A 19,766-nucleotide genomic window follows, 5' to 3' on the forward strand; every position below is an offset into this window, starting at 1 on the left:
TCAGTCGCGGTTGAGCGCCGCTTCCCAGTTGATGTCGACGCACAGCACCTGCATGCCGGTCGCGGCCGGCGCGGCGATCGATGCGGTCACGCACAGGTGCGCTTCGTTGATCGACAGGTACGGCGGCGTCAGATGCACGCGGCCCGGCGCGCGCATCGCATGGATGAAGTAGGGGCGGCGCTCCCAGCTCGCGCCTTCCGAATGCAGCAACGGCCGGAAGCGTTTGGCCCGCTGCGACACGCTGCCGCGCGCGAGCACGTTGTCGCCGATCTGGCGGCCCGATGCATCGAGCAGGAAGCAGCGCGCGGTTTCCGGCAACCCGAGCACGGCGCCGGCGGCGTCGATCAGCGGTTCGCCCGCGACGAGCTTCTGGCTCGCTTCCTCCAGCGCGGCGACATAAGGCGCGAGGCGTTCGGCCTGCGTGCGCTCGCGTTGCGCGACGCGCAGCCGCAACGCGGCCGACAGCGTATCCATGCAGCCCGCGGCGGCCTGCGGTTGCACGGGGTCGACGCTCGGCCCCGCGAAGTATTGCCCTTGCACGAAATCGACGTCACATTCGAGCGCGATCAGCGCGTCGCGCTCGGTCGAGAGCCCGCCCATCAGCACGAGCTGGCCGGATTCGTGCAGCAGCGACACGAGCCCCGGCAGCACGCGCTCGAGATGCGAGTGTTCGCTCGCCTGCGCGAGGATCCCGCGGTCGAGCGTGACAATGTCGGGATGCAGGTGCCACACGCGGTCGATGTTCGAATGTTTCGCACCGAAGCCGCCGAGCGCGATCAGGAAGCCGGCCTTGCGCAGACCGTCGACGATCGCCGCATAGCGCGGCGTCTCGCCGCCTGCCTGCTCGGGCACTTCGAGCACCACGCGATGCGGCGGCAGGCCGAGCGCCTTCAGGTTCGCGAGCAGCGCGTCGCCGTAGACGGTGTCCATCAGCGCGGCCGGATGCAGGCTCAGGAAGAGCCATTCGTCGTGACTGTCGAACGCGTGGAAGTTGCCGAGATGCAGCGATTCGGCGAGCCGGCCGAGCTCGAGCAGGTCGCCGCGCCGCGCCGCCTGTGTGAACACCTCGTGCGACGCGACCTGGCGGCTGTCCTCGTCGTGCGCGCGCAGCGACGCGTGGTAACCGATCGCGCGGCGGTGCGACACCGAGAAAACGGGCTGGAACACGCTAAACACGGTGTACGCACCGTACAGCACGGTGCGCCGCTTCCCGTCGTCGCCGGCGACGGGGCGGGGCGGCTGAAAGCCGGGTGGATCGATGTCGATCATGCTCATGATGTCGGCCGAAGGAAGACTGCCAGTTTACCTAGAGAATAGGCCAGCAAGAAGCATGCACGGCATCGGGCCCCGTGCCACGCCCCGTCGCGGTCGCCGGGTGCCGCGCAGCGCAGCCATGTTGCACCGACATGGTGCGCGGCGCGCCGTCGTGGGGTTTCCCGGCACGGCGCGCGCGGTGCGTCACGCGCGCTCGGACGGATCGGTCTTGTGCTGCGCGCGGCCGCGGATCTCGGGCGCGAGCTGCGCGAAGATCCACGCGGACGCGGCCGTGATGATCCCGACGCAGACGAAGGTCGCATGGAACGCGGGCAGCGTGTTGCTCGGCGTCACCGTGCGCAGCATCCCGGTGAAGGTGGCCAGCAGCGCGCCCGCGACCGTGACGCCGAGGCTCATCGACAGCATCTGCACGAGCGAGAACAGGCTGTTGCCGCTGCTCGCGCCGCCGGTGCCGAGGTCCTTCAGCGTCAGCGTGTTCATCGCGGTGAACTGCATCGAGTTGAAACCGCCGAACAGCGCGAGATGGATGACCTTCACCCAGACGGGCACCGAGTCGCGCATCAGCGCGAAGCTTGCCATCATCACGCCGACCATGATCGTGTTCGCGAGCAGTACCTTGCGGTAGCCGTGCTGCGTGATCAGACGCGTGATGATCCGCTTCGAGAACATCCCGGCCGCCGCGACCGGCAACATCATCAGCCCGGCCTCGAATGCCGAATAACCGAGACTCACCTGCAGCAGCAGCGGAATCAGGTACGGCATCGCGCCGCTGCCGATCCGCGCGAACAGGTTGCCGAGCAGGCCCACGCTGAACGTGTGGATCTTGAACAGTTCGAGCGAGAAGATCGGCTGCGGCGCGCGCACCGCGTACAGCCCGTACGCGACGAAGCACGCAAGGCTCAGGATCAGCAGCACGAGCACGGCCGCGTGCTGCATGCCGAGATCGGCGAGCCCGTCGAGCGACAGCGAGATCGCGACCATCCCGATCGTCAGCAGCAGATAGCCCTTCAGGTCGAAGCGGCCGACGGCCGGGTTGCGCGAGTCGGGCATCGAGTAGAAGGTCGCGACGCAGCCGGCGATGCCGACCGGCACGTTGATCAGGAAGATCCAGTGCCACGACGCGATCTTCACGAGCCAGCCGCCAAGCGTCGGCCCGATCAGCGGACCGATCAACCCGGGGACCGCGACGAACGACAGCGCGGCCAGGTAGCGCTCGGCCGGGAACGTGCGCAGCACGGCGAGCCGCCCGACCGGCAACAGCATCGCGCCGCCCACCCCCTGCACGACGCGGAACACGACGAGCTGCGACAGCGTATGCGCGTTCGCGCACAGCAACGAACCGAGCGAGAACACCAGGATTGCGCTGAAGAACACGCGCCGCGTGCCGAACGTGTCGGCGAGCCAGCCCGAGACGGGGATCATCACCGCCATCGTCAGCGAGTACGCGATCACGACCGACTGCATCCGCAACGGCGATTCGCCGAGGCTCGCGGCCATCGACGGCAGCGCCGTGTTGACGATCGTCGCATCGAGCGTCTGCATGAAGAAGCCCGTCGCAACGAGCCAGAGCATCACGGTGAGGTTCTTTTCGCCGGGAGCGGCGGCGGGCGGGCGTTGGAACATGGGGGCGGACCAGTGGCGCGGGACAGCCGCCATTGTAGGCAAAGCCGCCGTGCCGCGCAGGATCGGCGCGGGTGCGCCGGACGCCCGTCCGTCAGCCGACCGGTACAGTTCAGCCGAAAGTGTCTGCGGGCGTATCTGTCCGGGGGGCGACGCTGTCCGAAATACTGGTGTCCTCGAACCCACGCGATCCGGAGGCGGCCATGCGAGAACTGCGACTCTACGAGATGGACGGCAACGAGCCGGCCGGGCGGTGGCGCATCGTCGATCGCACCGCGCTGCAGGTCGCGGACGGCGACCTGTGGGTGACGATCGAGGGCCGGCCCGACGATCACTGGCTGCGCGCCGGCGAGACGCTGGCGCTGCTGCCCGGCATGCGCGTATGGATCAGCGCGGCGGCGGGCGGTGCGGTATTCGCGTTCGGCCCGCAAGCGGCGCCGGACCTGCGGGCCGCGCCGATCGCGTGGCGACGGTTCGCCGCATGGCGCGCCGGCCGTGGTCAGGCAGCCGCGTCGCTGCCGACGTAGCGCGCGCGGGGCCGGATCAGCTTGCCGTCCGCATATTGTTCGAGCGCGTGTGCGATCCAGCCCGCGGTGCGGCCAGCCGCGAACAGCGTGAACGCGGCGCCCTCGGGTAGCGCAAGCGAGCGTTCCAGCACCGCGAGCGCGAAATCGATCGCCGGTCGCAGGCCGGTCGCCGCCTCGACGCGCGCGGCGAGCCCACGGGCCATGCGTAGCGGCGTCCGGTCGGGCAGCATCGCGTGCAGCGCGTCGAGCAACGCGCGGGCGCGCGGATCGCCGTCGGGATAGAGCGGGTGCGCGAAACCGGACAGCGCGGTGCGCGCACCGTCCGCCCGTTCGTCGTGCGCGACGCGCAGCGCGAGGTAGCGGTCGAGGTCGGCGGCACGCGCCGCTTCGTCGAGCAGCGCGCCCGCGCGGAACGTCTCGCCGCCGTGGCGCGGGCCCGACAGCGCTGCGAGCCCGCCCGCGATCGCACCGAACAGGTGGGTGCCGGTCGACGCGATGCAGCGCACCGCAAAGGTCGACGGGTTCAGTTCATGATCGGCGCACAGCACGAGGGCGCGGCGCAGCAGGTCGGCTTCGTCGCGTCGCCGGAGCCGCCATGCTGCGGCGAGCTGCCGATGCACGGGCGCGTCGCCCGGCGCGCTGCCGGCCAGCGCGGCCGTCGTCACGCGCAGCAGCAGCGTGGCCGAGTCGAGCTGCGCGTCGCGCCCTTGCGCCCACAGGCGCGGCAGCGAGGCGGCCGCGGCGGGGAGCAGCACCAGCGTGCGCTCGAGCGGCGCGAGATGTGCCCAGCGGCGAGCCCAGTCGTCCCACTGCGCGGCGTCGAAACCGGTCGACGCAAGCGATGCCGCGCCGAGCCGCGCGGGCGGACAATCCCACAGTCGTGCGGCCGTTTCCTCGAGTGTCGCGTCGTTCGCGAGCGCGATCGCATCGGCGCCGCGATAGTGCAGGCGGCCGCCGGCGATCTGCGTGATCCGTGATTCGAGCACGGGCACGCCCCAGTCGAGCGAGCGTTCGGCGACGCCGCCCGCGCGTTTTGCATCGGCGCGGCGGCGCGCAAGCAGGCGCACTTCGTCCGCGTCGTAGCGGCGGCGCTTGCTCGCGCCGTCCGGCAGCGAGCGCAGCAGGCCGCGGCTCACATACGCGTAAAGGGTGCTCACGCTGACACCAAGGATGCCGGCGGCTTCCGGCGCGCTGAGGGACGTCATGCCGATCGCTCCTGTCGGGGCGCATGTAGCGCGGCCCGGCTACAACTATTCGTTATGTATTGATTCGCGCAATCAAGATTGATCGCGCCCGTCGCGAATTCTAGACTCGAATCCGTGTCCTCAACGGCTCGCTTTCACCATGACACCCGAACTCGCATTGTCCCGCTTGTGGCAACTTGCACGCGGCGAACCCGGCGCGCTGGCCCGCGCGGCCGTGACGGGGCAGGACCCCACGCTGCCGTCGACGTTCCACGTCGGCACGCTCGCCGCGGCGACGATCGCGGCAGCCGGGCTCGCGGCGGCGGAATGCCACCGGCTGCGCACGGGCGTGGCGCAGCGCGTCGACGTGTCGATGCGCGACGCGCTCGTCGCATTTCGCAGCGAACGCTACCTGCGCGTGGACGACGGCCTGCCGCCCGAGCCGCGCCATCCGGTAACGGGTTTCTACGACACGCGCGACGGACGCTGGATCCAGCTGCATGCGAACTTTCCGCATCACCTGCACGGGATTCTCGACGTGCTCGGCTGCGGCCCGCAGCGTGACGACGTTGCGGCAGCGATCCGCACGTGGGACGGCGCGGCGCTGGATACCGCGCTGGCCGAGGCCGGCCTGTGCGCGGCATTGATCAGAACCCCTGACGAATGGGCGTCGCACGACCAGGCACGCGCGCTCGCGTCGCTGCCGTTGTTCGAGATCGAGCGGATCGGCGACGCGCCCGTCGAGGCGATCGGCCGCGGCGAGCCCGACCAGCCGCTCGCGGGCGTGCGCGTGCTCGATCTCACGCGCATCATCGCGGGGCCGGTCGCGGGCCGCACGCTGGCATCGCACGGTGCACAGACGCTGCTCGTCAACGGTCCGCACCTGCCGAACATCGCATCGCTCGTGATCGACAACGGGCGCGGCAAGCGCTCGACGTGGATCGACCTGCGCGAGGCGGCCGGCGTTGCCACGCTGCGCGAGCTTGCACGCGACGCCGATGTATTCCTGCAGGCCTATCGCCCCGGCGCGCTCGCGGCGCGCGGGTTCTCGCCGCAGGCGCTGGCGGAATTGCGGCCCGGCATCGTGTGCGTGTCGGTGTCCGCATACGGGCATGCGGGGCCGTGGTCGATGCGGCGCGGCTTTGACAGCCTCGTGCAGTCGGCGAGCGGTATCGCCTGGCGCGAGCAGCATGCCGCGCACGCGGACGGCCCGCGCCATCTGCCGTGCCAGGCGCTCGATCATGCGACCGGTTATCTCGCGGCGTTCGGCGCGATGATCGCGCTTGCGCGCCGTGCAACGGAAGGGGGGAGCTGGCACGTGCGGCTGTCGCTCGCGCAGACGGGACGCTGGCTGCAATCGTTCGGCACGGTGCCGGACGGCCTGCATGCGCCGGATTTCACGTTCGACGACGTGCGCGACCGGATCGACCGGACCGCTTCGCCGTTCGGCATGATCGATGCCGTGCGTCCGGCCGAACGTCTGTCGACGACCCCGCCGCGATTCACGCGGCCGCCCGTGCCGCTCGGCACGGACAAAGCGCGCTGGCAATGAGCGCCGGCGGCACCGTGCGCATTACTTGCGCAGCTCGACGACGAAGTCGTAGTAGTCATTGCGGCAGTAGGTATCGGTGAGCTCGATCGCGCGCTGGTCGGCCGTATAGCCGATTCGCGTGATCAGCAGCAGCGCGTCGTGCGGCGCGATGCCCATCTGCTGCGCGATCTCGTCGGTCGCGTTGACCGCGCGGAAATGCTGCAGCGCGCGCACGATGGGCGTGCCGCGTGCTTCGAGATAGCTGTACAGCGAACCGCCGATCGCCTGCGGATCGGGAATCAGCGTGGCGGGGAACGTCGAGTTCTCGACGGCCATCACGATGCCGTCGGCGAGGCGCAGGCGTTTCAGCCGTGTAACCGATGCGGCCGGCGACAGGCCGAGCTGGATGACTTCGTCCCGGTTCGCCGGCTGAATCTCGCGTTCGAGCCACTGCGAGCTCGGCTTGAAGCCACGGCGCTCGAGCATCTCGCTGAAGCTCGACAGCCGCGACAGCGGATCCTCGTAGCGCGGCTGGATGAAGTTGCCGGCGCCTTGCGTGCGGCGGATCAAGCCCTGCTCGACGAGCAGCGCGATCGCCTTGCGCGCGGTGATGCGCGACACGCCGAGCGCTTCGGACAGCACGCGTTCGGACGGCAGCGCCTCGCCGGCCGCCCAGCGATTGTCGTGGATCGCGTCGCCGAGCTTGCGGGCGAGCTGCAGGTAGAGCGGCGTATCGTTCTCGGGGTCGGGGCGCAGGTCCTGCCAGCGGTCGTCCGTGGGTGCCTTCATGGAATGGGTATCGATCAGATTGCCGGCCATTCTAAGTCATCATGCGGCGCCGTTATATCCGGTTTTTGCCGTGCAGCAGGTGGACGCCGCGCCGATTGACTACACTGATGCGTCGTATTCGATGCTACGGCCGCGGGTGCGCGGCCACCAATCCGCAGCGAGGAGCGCATGACAGACACGATCGCCACGGTCGTCCTGCCGGACGGCGAGACGATTCCGAAGCTCGGCCTGGGCACTTGGGAAATGGGCGAGCGGCCCGCGCGTCGCGCGGACGAGATCGCCGCATTGCGTGAGGGTATCGCGCTCGGGATGACGCTGGTCGACACCGCCGAGATGTACGGAGACGGCGCGACCGAGGCGCTCGTCGGCGAGGCGCTGACCGGACTGCGCGACGGCGTGTTCCTTGTCAGCAAGGTGTATCCGCATCATGCGAGCAGGCGTGGCGTCGTCGCCGCGTGCGACGCGAGCCTCAAGCGTTTGCGTACCGACCGTCTCGACCTGTACCTGCTGCACTGGCGTGGTTCGGTGCCGCTCGAGGAGACGGTCGAGGGATTCGAGGCGCTGCGGCGCGCGGGCAAGATCCGCCATTGGGGTGTCAGCAACTTCGACACGGCCGACATGGCGGAACTCGTCGACGAGGCGGGCGGCAGCGCGTGCGCGACCAACCAGATCCTCTACAACATCGCGCGGCGCGGCCCGGAATTCGACCTGCTGCCATGGCTCGCCAAGCATCGGATGCCGGCGATGGCCTACAGCCCGGTCGATCACGGGCGGCTGCCGAAGCGTTCGCCGCTCGACGAGATCGCGCGGCAACGCGGTGTATCGGTGATGCGCGTCGCGCTTGCCTGGGTGCTCTCTCGGCCGGGTGTATTCGCGATCCCGAAGGCGTCGCGGATCGAACACGTCCGCGACAATCGCGCGGCGCTCGATCTCGAGTTGAGCGATGACGAGCGCGCGCAACTCGACGGCTACTTCCGTCCGCCGCGCAGCAAGCGCGCGCTCGAAATGCTCTGACCGTGCCGGGTCAGGCGATGCATCGGTCAGTGGCCATGGCCACCGGCCGATCCACCGTTGCCGCCATTGCCGTTTCCGTTGCCGACACCGTTGGCACCGCCGTTGCCGGCGCCACCACTCCCGTTGCCATTGCCGTTGCCGCCGCCATTGCCGTGGCCACCGTTGCCGCCGTTGCCGCCGTTGCCGCCGCTGCCACCGCTGCCACCGCTGCCACCGCTGCCACCGCTGCCACCGCCGTTGCCGCCGTTGCCGCCGCCGTTACCGTGACCGCCGTTGCCGCCGCCGCCGTTACCGCCGCCATTGCCGCCGCCATTGCCACCGCCATTGCCACCGCCATTGCCACCGCCGTTACCGTGACCGCCGTTGCCGCCGCCGTTGCCGCCGCCGTTGCCGCCGCCATTGCCACCGCCGTTACCGTGACCGCCGTTGCCGCCGCCGTTACCGCCGCCATTGCCGCCGCCATTGCCGCCGCCATTGCCGCCGCCATTGCCGCCGCCATTGCCACCGCCGTTGCCACCGCCGTTGCCACCGCCGTTGCCACCGCCGCCGTGGCCACCATGACCACCCGAGGTACCGCCACCTGAGGTACCGCCACCCGAGGTACCGCCACCTGAGGTGCCACCACCCGAGGTACCGCCACCCGAGGTACCGCCTCCTGAGGTGCCGCCACCCGAGGTACCGCCACCCGAGGTACCGCCACCTGAGGTGCCGCCACCCGAGGTACCGCCTCCTGAGGTGCCGCCACCCGAGGTGCCACCTCCTGAGGTACCCCCACCGGAGGTACCGCCACCCGAGGTACCGCCACCCGAGGTGCCGCCACCCGAAGTACCACCACCTTTACCCTCGTTGCCTGATGCACCGCCGCTACGACCTGTTCCGCTCGTACCACCGGATGTCGCCCCGGTCGATCCACCGACGCCTGCAGGCCCGACGGTGCCGCTTCCACCATTCCCGCTGCTGCCTGGGCTGCTACTGCCAGAGGTGCTTCCGGCGCCGCTGCCCACAGCGCCTCGGCCGGCATAGATGTGGACCGCGCAAGCAGCCGGACTGGCGGCACAGGACGCCGTGTCGTCGGCGAGCATCATGACGGGGTCTGCGCTGGCGGTCGGGTCGGACGCGACGTCGGGCATCGAATCCTGGGCAATCGCGTAAGAACAGCAGCATGCAAACGCGGCTGCGGCCAGCAGGGTCGTGCGATAGCACCATCCCGCCGTACGGGACAGTTGATTCGTTCTGCTCATTATTGATCTCCCCGATGCGCGCGATGCCTCGTCACGCGCGACCATCAACGTGTGATGCAGGGGACCAGCAACGATGCATTGTCGTATCGGCGGCCGATGCGTGTCGGACCGGCGTCAGAAGCCAGCCGGGAACACGAATCGGCACGCGGGCCCGCCGTGCGAATCCCTAACTGCGAGATTCGTGCCACCGACCGGCCGTGCCCGTGGCGCAAGGCGCGCACGTATCGCGCGACAGCGTGTAATACGCCGTCGTGAGCTTTTTGTTTCCGAAATGAAACGTCTGACTACGTCTATCGTGCCGTCGGGCCGGCAGCACGCGGCCAGCGATGGCAAAGGATCGATGCGATCCAGGCGACGAGAAACAGCGCGACGATGCCATAACCGATCGCGCCGAAGCGCGCGCCGAGTGCGTCGAGCGCCTCGCGTACCGGGCCCGTCAGCGACAGCTTGTCGGCGAGCAGGCCGGCGGCCTCGATCCCGCCGACCGCCAGTGCGACGGCCGCCGAGAGCAGCGTGATGCTCGCGTTATAGAGCAGCTTGCGCCGCGGGTCGTCCATCGCCCAGCCGTACGCATGAATCATCAGCACATTATCGGTAGAGTCGATCAGCGTCATGCCGGCTGCGAACAGCGCAGGAAACAGCATGACCGAATGGATCGGTAGCGCGTGGCTTGCCTGCGCGGCAGCGATCGCGAGCAACGCGATTTCTGTTGCAGTATCGAAACCCAGGCCGAACAGCACGCCGACCGGATACATGTGCCAGCTTTTCGACACGAACCGGAACAGCGGGCGCAGCAGCCGCGACACGAGGCCGCCCGCGCGATGCGCGTGCGCGGCACCGTGAGCCGCGTCCGGCGCGCCGCGATAACGCCGCCACACGTCGCGCAGGATCACGAGGTTCATGCACGCGAGCACGAGCAGGAAGGTTGCTGATACCGCCGTGCCGATCGTGCCTCCGATTTCGCGGAATGCGTCGAAGCGGTCGCGCAGCGCGAACGCGCTCAGCGCGATGCCGAGCGTCGCGACGACCACGATCGTCGAGTGGCCGAGCGAGAAGAACAGGCCGACCGTCACCGGACGCTGGCCGTCCTGCATCAGCTTGCGCGTCGCGACGTCGATCGCGGCGATGTGATCGGCGTCGACCGCATGACGCAGCCCGAGCCCGTACGCGATCGCCGCGGTGCCGAGCAGCAGCGGACGGTCGTGCAGCACCGCCAGCGCCCACAGCCAGACGGCGACGTTCGCGGCGATCAGGCCGGCATACAGCATCAACAGGCGGCGCAGGGCAGGGGTGGGCGGCATCGGGGTGGTTCCATCGGACGAATCGCGATGCATTGTGGCATGCGCAAAAATGGCCTGGCGTGCCGATCAAAAACGGCGTCGGGGCGTCGGCCACCCGCCGTGCTGTGCTGGACGGATAAAAAAAAGCCCGTCCGGAACCGGACGGGCCTGAGGTCTGCGCGCAGCTGGGCGCGCACCCCGCGCTTACTTCACTTTCGCGTTGATCACGCCTTCCGACACGTTCGCCGGCGTTTCCGCGTAATGCTTGAACTCCATCGTGTACGTCGCACGACCTTGCGTCGCCGAGCGCAGCGACGTCGAATAGCCGAACATCTCGGCGAGCGGCACTTCGGCGCGCACCAGCTTGCCGCCGCCGCCCGCGATGTCCTCCATGCCCTGCACGATGCCGCGCCGGCTCGACAGGTCGCCCATCACGTTGCCCATGAAGTCCTCGGGCGTCTCGACCTCGACCGCCATCATCGGCTCGAGCAGCACCGGCTTCGCGCGGCGCATCGCTTCCTTGAACGCCATCGAGCCGGCCATCCGGAACGCGTTTTCGTTCGAGTCGACGTCGTGGTACGAACCGAACGTCAGGTGCACCTTCACGTCGACGACTGGGTAGCCCGCGAGCACGCCGCTCTTGAGCGTTTCGGTGATGCCCTTGTCGACGGCCGGGATGAATTCGCGCGGAATCACGCCGCCCTTGATCTCGTCGAGGAACTCGTAGCCCTTGCCCGGGTTCGGCTCGAGCGTGATCACCGCATGCCCGTACTGGCCGCGCCCGCCCGATTGCTTGACGAACTTGCCTTCGACATCGGAGGCGGTCGTGCGCACCGTTTCGCGATACGCGACCTGCGGCTTGCCGACCGTGGCCTCGACGCCGAACTCGCGCTTCATCCGGTCGACCAGGATTTCGAGGTGGAGCTCGCCCATCCCCGAAATGATCGTCTGGCCGGATTCCTCGTCGGTCTGCACGCGGAACGACGGATCTTCCTGCGCGAGACGGTTCAGCGCGAGGCCCATCTTTTCCTGGTCGGCCTTCGTCTTCGGCTCGACGGCCTGCGAGATCACCGGCTCCGGGAATTCCATCTTCTCGAGGATGATCGGCTTGGCCGGATCGCACAGCGTGTCGCCCGTCGTCGCTTCCTTCAGGCCGACCGCCGCCGCGATGTCGCCCGCGCGCACTTCCTTGATTTCCTTGCGCTCGTTCGCGTGCATCTGCAGGATCCGGCCGAGCCGCTCCTTCTTGTCCTTCGTCGCGTTCAGCACCGTGTCGCCCGATTCGACGACGCCCGAATACACACGGAAGAAGATCAGCTGGCCGACGAACGGGTCGGTCATGATCTTGAACGCGAGCGACGAGAACGGCTCGTCGTCGCTCGGGTGACGTTCCGCCGGCTTCTCGGGATCGTGGAAGTCGTGACCGAGGATCGCGGGCACGTCGACCGGCGACGGCAGGTAGTCGATCACCGCATCGAGCATCGCCTGCACGCCCTTGTTCTTGAACGCGCTGCCGCACAGCATCGGCACGATCTCGTTCGCGATCGTGCGCTGGCGCAGCGCGGCCTTGATCTCGTCCTCGGTCAGCGATTCATGGTCGTGCAGGTACTTCTCGAGCAGTTCCTCGCTGGCTTCCGCGGCGGCTTCGACCATCTTCTCGCGCCATTCGTGTGCAAGCTCGACGAGATTCGCCGGGATCTCCTCGTACGTGAACTTCACGCCCTGGCTTTCGTCGTCCCATACGATCGCCTTCATCTTCACGAGATCGACGACCCCCTGGAAATGATCTTCCGCGCCGATCGGAATCTGGATCGGCACGGCGACGCCCTTCAGGCGCTCGCCGATCTGGCGCTGCACGCGGAAGAAGTCCGCGCCGACGCGGTCCATCTTGTTGACGAACGCGATGCGCGGCACCTTGTACTTGTTCGCCTGGCGCCACACGGTTTCGGATTGCGGCTGCACGCCGCCGACCGAGTCGTAGACCATGCACGCACCGTCGAGCACGCGCATCGAGCGCTCGACCTCGATCGTGAAGTCGACGTGCCCGGGGGTGTCGATGATGTTGATCCGGTGCTCCGGATAGTTGCCGGCCATGCCCTTCCAGAAGGCCGTGGTCGCGGCCGACGTGATCGTGATGCCGCGTTCCTGCTCCTGCTCCATCCAGTCCATCGTGGCCGCGCCGTCGTGCACTTCACCGATCTTGTGGCTCACGCCGGTGTAAAACAGGATGCGCTCGGTCGTCGTGGTCTTGCCGGCATCGATGTGAGCGCTGATCCCGATATTGCGATAGCGCTCGATGGGGGTTTTGCGGGGCACGTGAACCTCCTGGTGGTTCGGATCGTAAGCGGGCCGGCTGCACCGGCCCGGGCTGAAACAAGCGAGATTTAAAGCATAGCGCTTGTCCGAGGCTTTTGCAGATGCGGGCAGCGTTGGCCGAATCAAGGCGCGCGTCGCCAGCGGCCGGCGAAAAAAAACCGGCGCCCAACAACGAATGATGGGCGGCCGGCTTCGGTCGACGTGCGGCGGCGCCGCGGCAATGGCCGTTACTGGGCCTTGGGCAGGCCTTCGAGCTTCATGCCCGGCTTGATGCCCTTCGCCGCGAACCAGCCCTTGCTCATTTCGAGCGCATAGACGCCGTTGTTGCGCGGGCAGTGGTTGTCGGTCGTCTCGGCCTTCATTTCGTCGATGTCGGTGATCGTGCCGTCCGCGCGGATGAACGCGATCGACAGCGGGATCAGCGTGTTCTTCATCCAGAAGCAGTGCACGGCGTTCTCGTTGAACACGAACAGCATGCCTTCGTTCGGTGCGAGCTGCGACCGGTACATCAGCCCCTGTTCGCGGTCGGCGTCGTTCGCGGCGACGGCCGCGTCGATCACGTACATGCCGGCGCGCAGCTTCGCGCGCGGGAACTCGCTCGGCTGCTTGGCGCCGGGCGGCATCTGCGCGTGGGCGGTCTGCATGCCGAGCGCGAGGACGGCGAGCGCGGCGGGAAACACGGCGGCGCGCGCAAGGCGGCCGAGCGACGAGCGCAGGGAGAATCGCACAGCAGGGCTCCTATCGGGAAAACGAGACCCGCATGGTACGCGAAGCGCGCCGGCGGGCACAAAAAAGAAAAAGGCAGATCGCCTCGCGGTGATCTGCCTTTCAACGCCGTAAGAACGGCAAGACTGCGTGTTCTTGACTGCGTTATTACAACCAGCTTGCTTAGTTCGAAGCAGCTGCCGGTGCTTCGGCTTCGCTAGCTGCCTTCTTAGCTGCGTGGTGCTTCTTCTTTGCGTGGTGCTTCTTGGCAGCGTGCTTTGCCGGTGCCGAAGCAGCTGCCGGAGCAGCAGCCGAAGCAGCTTCCGGAGCCGAAGCTTGTGCGAAAGCTGCCGTTGCGAAGAGGCCAGCGACCAGAGCGGCGATCAGTTTGTTCATGTTGTGTTCCTCAGCTTTAGTTAATTAACCAAATGACCCGGCAATAGGAGTCATGTCGTCTAACGGTGCCATCCACCTTTCGGTTGACAGACGCTTCGAGAAATTTCTCATTGCGCTGCGGGCGCCGAATCGTATTCGATAAAAACGTCGCTTTCGTGACGCAAACACGGGTTCGGCTGCCAATGCCGGATAGCTAAGGTTGGCATCTGCGTGGTTTAACGCGCGATCTTCGCAGGCGGTTGACGAAAAAGATGACGAAAAATTCGCGCGTCCGGAATGTGTCATTCGGCGCGTGCGAAACCGTCCCACGGGGCACGCGGTGGGAGCGCGATTGTTTCGCCCGGTGCAATGCCGAGCGCGAATATGTCGAGCGCGCCGATGCCGACGCGCACGAGACGCAACGTCGGGAAGCCGATAGCGGCAGTCATCCGCCGCACCTGCCGGTTCTTGCCTTCGGTGATCGCAAGTTCGATCCACGTGGTCGGGATCGCGGCGCGATAGCGGATCGGCGGATTGCGCGGCCACAGCGTGTCCGGCGGTTCGATGAATTCTGCGCGGCACGGGCGCGTCACGTAGTCGCCGAGATCGACGCCGCGCGCGAGCGCCTTCAGGTCGGCCGGGCCCGGCGCACCGTCGACCTGCGCCCAGTAGCGCTTGACGAGCTTGTGGCGTGGTTCGGCGATGCGCGCCTGCAGCGCGCCGTCGTCGGTGAGCAGCAGCAGGCCCTCGCTGTCCGCGTCGAGCCGGCCGGCCGGGTAGACGCCGGGTGCTTTTACCCAGTCGCCGAGCGACGGCCGCGTCTCGTGCGCGGAAAACTGGCAAATCGTGCCGAACGGCTTGTTGAGGGCGATCAGGGTCATGGCGGGCGTCCGCCCGGCGTGCCGCGGCGGAAGCGGGACGGGCGGTCTATGGCAAATGGCGGAATCTTAATGCATAATACGGAACGGCAAGTCCTCTGTCTTATATAAGACATAAGGGAAGACTTGATACGCAGCGTCGCGCTTCGTGCCGCCGGCCCCGGTTGGGGCGCTAGAATAGCGCTCGCTGTTGCCGTCACGAGGGTGGCAGGGCCACCTCGCCGCGCGCGCAGTTTCGACCAGCATCACCTGCTCAGCCACGTCACTGGAGTCGATCATGCCGTATCAGCACATCAAGGTTCCGGAGGGCGGTGACAAGATCACCGTCAACAAGGACTTCTCGCTCAATGTTTCCGATCAGCCGATCATTCCCTATATCGAAGGCGACGGTACGGGCTTCGATATCACGCCGGTGATGATCAAGGTCGTCGATGCGGCGATCGCGCATGCCTACAAGGGCAAGCGCAAGATCCACTGGATGGAGATCTTCGCGGGCGAGAAGGCGACGAAGGTGTACGGTCCGGACGTGTGGCTGCCGGACGAAACGCTGCAGGTGCTGAAGGAATACGTGGTGTCGATCAAGGGGCCGCTGACGACCCCGGTCGGCGGCGGCATCCGTTCGCTGAACGTCGCGCTGCGCCAGGAGCTCGACCTCTACGTGTGCCTGCGCCCGGTCCAGTATTTCAAGGGCGTGCCTTCGCCGGTGCGCGAGCCGCAAAAGATCGACATGGTGATCTTCCGCGAGAACTCGGAAGACATCTACGCGGGCATCGAATGGGCCGCGGGCTCCGAGCAGGCGAAGAAGGTCATCAAGTTCCTGCAGGAAGAAATGGGCGTGAAGAAGATCCGCTTCCCGGAAACCTCGGGGATCGGCGTCAAGCCCGTGTCGACCGAAGGCACCGAGCGTCTCGTGCGCAAGGCGATCCAGTACGCGATCGACAACGATCGCAAGTCGGTCACGCTGGTGCACAAGGGCAACATCATGAAGTTCACGGAAGGCTTGTTCCGTGACGCCGGCTATGCGCTCGCGCAGAAGGAGTTCGGCGGCGAGCTGATCGACGGCGGCCCGTGGATGCGCGTGAAGAATCCGAAGACGGGCAACGAGATCGTCATCAAGGATTCGATCGCCGACGCGTTCCTGCAGCAGATCCTGCTGCGTCCGGCCGAATACGACGTGATCGCGACGCTGAACCTGAACGGCGACTACATCTCCGACGCGCTGGCCGCTCAGGTCGGCGGCATCGGGATCGCGCCGGGCGCGAACCTGTCTGATTCGGTCGCGATGTTCGAGGCGACCCACGGCACGGCACCGAAGTACGCGGGCAAGGATTACGTGAACCCCGGTTCCGAGATCCTGTCGGCGGAAATGATGCTGCGCCACCTCGGCTGGACGGAAGCGGCCGACACGATCATCGCCGCGATGGAGAAGTCGATCCTGCAGAAGCGCGTCACGTACGACTTCGCGCGCCTGATGGAAGGCGCGACGCAGGTGTCGTGCTCCGGCTTCGGCGAAGTGCTGATCGAGAACATGTAAGTCCCCTTCCGGGGCAGGCCGGCGGACAGCCGGCAGCCCCGGCGCCTACTGCCGGCGCCGGGGCGTTTCATGAACGGCAGGTTTGTTGGCAGGGCGGTCCGGCATGCGGGCCGCGGCGCCGCGATGCGGCCCGCATGCCCTGCAAGGTAGAACATGACGGCCCTCGCAACACCACCGCCCGGCTAGCCGGCACGCCCCTTTCGCGATCGACCCGGTCGCTCCCCGCCGATTACCGTCGGCGCCCCTCAGTCCCAAATTTTCACGTAGCAACGCATCGACCATGTCCACTTCGCCCAAGATCATCTACACCCTCACCGACGAAGCGCCGGCGCTCGCGACCTATTCGCTGCTGCCGATCGTCAAGGCCTTCACGCGCTCCTCGGGCGTCGCCGTCGAAACGCGCGACATCTCGCTCGCCGGCCGCATCATCGCGGCATTCGCCGACGTCCTGCCGCCGGAGCAGAAGGGTTCCGACGATCTGGCCGAACTGGGCCAGCTCACGCTGAAGCCGGAAGCGAACATCATCAAGCTGCCGAACATCAGCGCATCGGTGCCGCAGCTCAAGGCCGCGATCGCCGAACTGCAGGCGCAGGGCTACAAGCTGCCGGCGTACCCGGAAGAGCCGTCGACCGACGAAGAGAAGGCCGTCAAGGCCCGCTACGACAAGATCAAGGGCAGCGCGGTGAACCCGGTGCTGCGCGAAGGCAACTCCGACCGTCGCGCGCCGCTGTCGGTCAAGAACTACGCACGCAAGCACCCGCACAAGATGGGCGCGTGGAAGGCCACGTCGAAGGCGCACGTCGCGCACATGAGCGAAGGCGACTTCTACGGCAGCGAGAAGTCGGCGCTGATCGCCGATGCCGGCAGCGTGAAGATCGAACTCACGACGGCCGACGGCGTGAAGAAGGTGCTGAAGGAAAAGACGGCCGTGAAGGCCGGTGAAGTCATCGATGCATCGGTGATGAGCCGCAAGGCGTTGCGCAGCTTCATCGAAGCGCAGATCGCCGACGCGAAGGCGCAGGACGTGCTGTTTTCGGTGCACCTGAAGGCGACCATGATGAAGGTCTCGGACCCGGTCCTGTTCGGTCACTTCGTGTCGGTGTTCTACCGCGACGTGCTCGCGAAGCACGCGGAGGTGCTGGCGCAGGTCGGCTTCAACCCGAACAACGGCATCGGCGACCTGTACGCGCGCCTGAAGGACCTGCCGGCCGACACGCGCGAAGCGATCGAAGCCGACGTCAAGGCCGAATACGCAGTGCGTCCGCGCCTCGCGATGGTCAACTCGGACAAGGGCATCACGAACCTGCACGTGCCGAGCGACGTGATCGTCGATGCATCGATGCCGGCGATGATCCGCGAGTCGGGCTGCATGTGGGGCCCGGACGGCGAACTGTACGACGCGAAGGCCGTGATTCCGGACCGCTGCTACGCGGGTGTCTATCAGGCCGTGATCGAGGACTGCAAGCAGCACGGCGCATTCGACCCGGTCACGATGGGCAGCGTGCCGAACGTCGGCCTGATGGCGCAGGCGGCCGAGGAATACGGTTCGCATGACAAGACGTTCCAGATCCCGGCCGACGGTGTCGTGCGCGTCACGGACGAAGCCGGCAACGTGCTGCTCGAGCACGCGGTCGAGTCGGGCGACATCTGGCGCATGTGCCAGACGAAGGACGCGCCGGTGCAGGACTGGGTCAAGCTCGCGGTGAACCGCGCCCGCGCGACCGGCGTGCCGGCCGTGTTCTGGCTCGATCCGGCACGTGCGCACGACGCGCAGATCATCGCGAAGGTCGAACGCTACCTGAAGGATCACGACACGAACGGCCTCGACATCCGCATCATGACGCCGGAAGACGCGACGCGTTTCTCGCTCGAGCGCATCCGCGCGGGCAAGGACACGATTTCGGTCACGGGCAACGTGCTGCGCGACTACCTGACCGACCTGTTCCCGATCATGGAACTCGGCACCAGCGCGAAGATGCTGTCCATCGTGCCGCTGATGGCCGGCGGCGGGATGTTCGAAACGGGCGCGGGCGGCTCGGCACCGAAGCACGTGCAGCAGTTCGTCGAGGAAGGCTTCCTGCGCTGGGATTCGCTCGGCGAATTCCTCGCGCTGGCCGCGTCGCTCGAACACCTCGGCAACGCGTACCAGAACCCGAAGGCGCTCGTGCTCGCGAAGACGCTCGACCAGGCGACCGGCAAGTTCCTGGACGAGAACAAATCGCCGGCGCGCAAGGTCGGCGGCCTCGACAACCGCGGCAGCCACTTCTATCTGTGCCTTTACTGGGCGCAGGCGCTGGCCGAGCAGACCGAGGATGCCGCGCTGAAGGCGCAGTTCGAAGGCGTCGCGAAGTCGCTGTCCGACAGCGAAGCGCGCATCCTGGAAGAACTGTCGGCCGCGCAGGGCACCGCGCAGGCGATCGGCGGCTACTACCGTCCGAACGTCGAGCTGACGAGCCGGGCGATGCGCCCGAGCGCAACGCTGAACGGCATCGTCGACGCAGTCGCCTGACGCAGGCCGAGCTCCCGCGCGCGCCACGGCAACGGCAGCGGCCGATGCGGCTCGCCGTTCCGCCGAACATGAAAACGCCCCGGTCACCCGGGGCGTTTTTCGTTGCCGGCGTGCCATTCAGACGTGAACGATTTCCCACTCGGCGATTTCGTGCGGCACTTCGAGCGTGGCCGTATCCAGTTCGGACAATTGCTCGCAGTCGCCGCGGGAGATGTGGTCGGCCGCCACTTCCGGGCACGAGAACGCGCCGAGCAGGGCGTTGCCGAACGTCGCTTCCCAGCCGCCGTTACCCGGCAGGATATAGAACGACCCGAGCGCTGAACCAAAGCGAAATCCCTTCATTTCCGTTCTCCCTTTCTGATCACAAGCGATTCTGTTGTGCCGCCCGCCGGCTCGTCCGGCTGTGGCCCGACTGGCTGCTTGCGCCGGGGTCCATATCGACCGTCGTGGCGAAGCGTCAGTGCATGGAACAAAGTCTACGTCCGGGGCGGCGCCCGATGGTGCGCGTAGAGCGCTTTCTCGAAACAAAAAATCTCTCGTAAAAACAGAAGCTTATTGCGCGCGTTTTGTATCGCGGAACGTTTTTTGGCATCGCGAAACAGCGAATTTGTGCCATGCACCACGAATTTTTATAACGCAGTGACTTATTCCGCATCGTGAAAAATTGGCGGGTTCATGCGTGGCTGCCGCGCGGCATGCCGATCGCGGGATGAGCGGCAGGGGCGAACTGTCTCGACCGGGCGTGGCGAAAGCGATCGGCGAAGGCCGGCGGTCGGCTCCAATTGCGATGAATGCGGTGAGGTGCCGCAGCACCCGGCGACGATCGAAAACGCTCGATGATCGCAAGCCGGCCTGTTCGTCCGACCGGCCGCCCTGCGTCGTATCGACGCTCGTCCGCTGCTGCCGTGCCTCAGCCGGGGGCTGCGGTTATGATGACGCGGGCATCAGGATTCGCGTCGCGCACGAGCGCTTCTCCGTGCCCGCCGGT

The 19,766-nt window shown here is 67.1% G+C and carries 16 protein-coding genes; 6 read left to right on the plus strand and 10 right to left on the minus strand.

Going from position 1 to position 19,766, the window contains the following annotated elements:
• Entirely contained in the window at positions 1-1,275 is a 1,275-nt protein-coding gene (locus LGM71_RS21305; protein WP_059608007.1) for an EAL domain-containing protein, read from the minus strand.
• A gap of 183 nt (positions 1,276-1,458) precedes the next feature.
• The gene (gene mdtD / locus LGM71_RS21310) at positions 1,459-2,898 is read right to left on the minus strand and encodes a multidrug transporter subunit MdtD (protein ID WP_059608008.1); all 1,440 of its coding nucleotides are present in this window, start codon (positions 2,896-2,898) and stop codon (positions 1,459-1,461) included.
• 200 nt (positions 2,899-3,098) lie between these two features.
• Here mdtD and LGM71_RS21315 point away from each other — a divergent pair, with 200 nt between their 5' ends.
• On the plus strand, positions 3,099-3,422 hold the full coding sequence (locus tag LGM71_RS21315) for a DUF2917 domain-containing protein (protein WP_226116296.1): 324 nt from the start codon (positions 3,099-3,101) through the stop codon (positions 3,420-3,422).
• Here LGM71_RS21315 and LGM71_RS21320 read toward each other — a convergent pair.
• Positions 3,395-4,627 (minus strand): citrate/2-methylcitrate synthase, encoded by a 1,233-nt coding sequence (locus LGM71_RS21320; RefSeq protein ID WP_226116298.1) that lies wholly within the window; start codon positions 4,625-4,627, stop codon positions 3,395-3,397. The two genes, LGM71_RS21315 and LGM71_RS21320, sit on opposite strands and share 28 nt — an antisense overlap.
• A gap of 139 nt (positions 4,628-4,766) precedes the next feature.
• Here LGM71_RS21320 and LGM71_RS21325 point away from each other — a divergent pair, with 139 nt between their 5' ends.
• Positions 4,767-6,158, plus strand: coding sequence for a CoA transferase (locus LGM71_RS21325; protein WP_226116300.1), 1,392 nt, complete (start codon positions 4,767-4,769; stop codon positions 6,156-6,158).
• Positions 6,159-6,179: 21 nt separating this feature from the next.
• Here the strand turns inward: LGM71_RS21325 and LGM71_RS21330 are convergent, their stop codons facing one another.
• Positions 6,180-6,926: a GntR family transcriptional regulator gene (locus LGM71_RS21330; RefSeq protein ID WP_059528318.1), complete on the minus strand. Its 747-nt coding sequence runs from the start codon at positions 6,924-6,926 to the stop codon at positions 6,180-6,182.
• 168 nt (positions 6,927-7,094) lie between these two features.
• Here LGM71_RS21330 and LGM71_RS21335 point away from each other — a divergent pair, with 168 nt between their 5' ends.
• Complete coding sequence (locus LGM71_RS21335; protein ID WP_059608012.1) at positions 7,095-7,940, plus strand: aldo/keto reductase; 846 nt, start codon at positions 7,095-7,097, stop codon at positions 7,938-7,940.
• A 35-nt stretch (positions 7,941-7,975) separates the two neighbouring features.
• On the plus strand, positions 7,976-8,524 hold the full coding sequence (locus LGM71_RS33440; protein WP_413226896.1) for a hypothetical protein: 549 nt from the start codon (positions 7,976-7,978) through the stop codon (positions 8,522-8,524).
• Between the two features lie 947 nt (positions 8,525-9,471).
• On the opposite strand, the gene LGM71_RS21345 is transcribed toward LGM71_RS33440, so the two are convergent.
• From LGM71_RS21345 to LGM71_RS21365, 5 genes are all read right to left on the minus strand, one after another.
• Positions 9,472-10,482: a HoxN/HupN/NixA family nickel/cobalt transporter gene (locus tag LGM71_RS21345; protein WP_226116304.1), complete on the minus strand. Its 1,011-nt coding sequence runs from the start codon at positions 10,480-10,482 to the stop codon at positions 9,472-9,474.
• A 183-nt stretch (positions 10,483-10,665) separates the two neighbouring features.
• Entirely contained in the window at positions 10,666-12,777 is a 2,112-nt protein-coding gene (gene fusA / locus LGM71_RS21350; RefSeq protein ID WP_124621530.1) for an elongation factor G, read from the minus strand.
• Positions 12,778-13,004: 227 nt separating this feature from the next.
• Positions 13,005-13,505: a DUF192 domain-containing protein gene (locus LGM71_RS21355; RefSeq protein WP_059465624.1), complete on the minus strand. Its 501-nt coding sequence runs from the start codon at positions 13,503-13,505 to the stop codon at positions 13,005-13,007.
• Between the two features lie 160 nt (positions 13,506-13,665).
• Positions 13,666-13,878, minus strand: a complete 213-nt coding sequence (locus tag LGM71_RS21360; RefSeq protein WP_072465376.1) for a hypothetical protein — start codon at positions 13,876-13,878, stop codon at positions 13,666-13,668.
• Between the two features lie 281 nt (positions 13,879-14,159).
• Positions 14,160-14,738, minus strand: a complete 579-nt coding sequence (locus LGM71_RS21365; protein ID WP_059527744.1) for a pseudouridine synthase — start codon at positions 14,736-14,738, stop codon at positions 14,160-14,162.
• Positions 14,739-15,012: 274 nt separating this feature from the next.
• On the opposite strand from LGM71_RS21365, the gene icd reads away from it, so the two are divergent.
• A complete protein-coding gene (gene icd, locus LGM71_RS21370) occupies positions 15,013-16,269 on the plus strand; it encodes an NADP-dependent isocitrate dehydrogenase (protein ID WP_124621532.1) in 1,257 nt (418 codons plus the stop codon).
• 280 nt (positions 16,270-16,549) lie between these two features.
• Positions 16,550-18,778 (plus strand): NADP-dependent isocitrate dehydrogenase, encoded by a 2,229-nt coding sequence (locus LGM71_RS21375; RefSeq protein WP_124621534.1) that lies wholly within the window; start codon positions 16,550-16,552, stop codon positions 18,776-18,778.
• 117 nt (positions 18,779-18,895) lie between these two features.
• Here the strand turns inward: LGM71_RS21375 and LGM71_RS21380 are convergent, their stop codons facing one another.
• Positions 18,896-19,120 carry a hypothetical protein gene (locus tag LGM71_RS21380; protein ID WP_006490888.1) on the minus strand — a complete coding sequence of 75 codons (225 nt, stop codon included), beginning with the start codon at positions 19,118-19,120 and terminating at the stop codon, positions 18,896-18,898.
• Between the last annotated feature and the right edge of the window lie 646 nt (positions 19,121-19,766).

The organism is Burkholderia sp. AU33545 (assembly GCF_020419685.1).
In the GTDB taxonomy this organism is placed as follows: Bacteria; Pseudomonadota; Gammaproteobacteria; order Burkholderiales; family Burkholderiaceae; genus Burkholderia; species Burkholderia diffusa.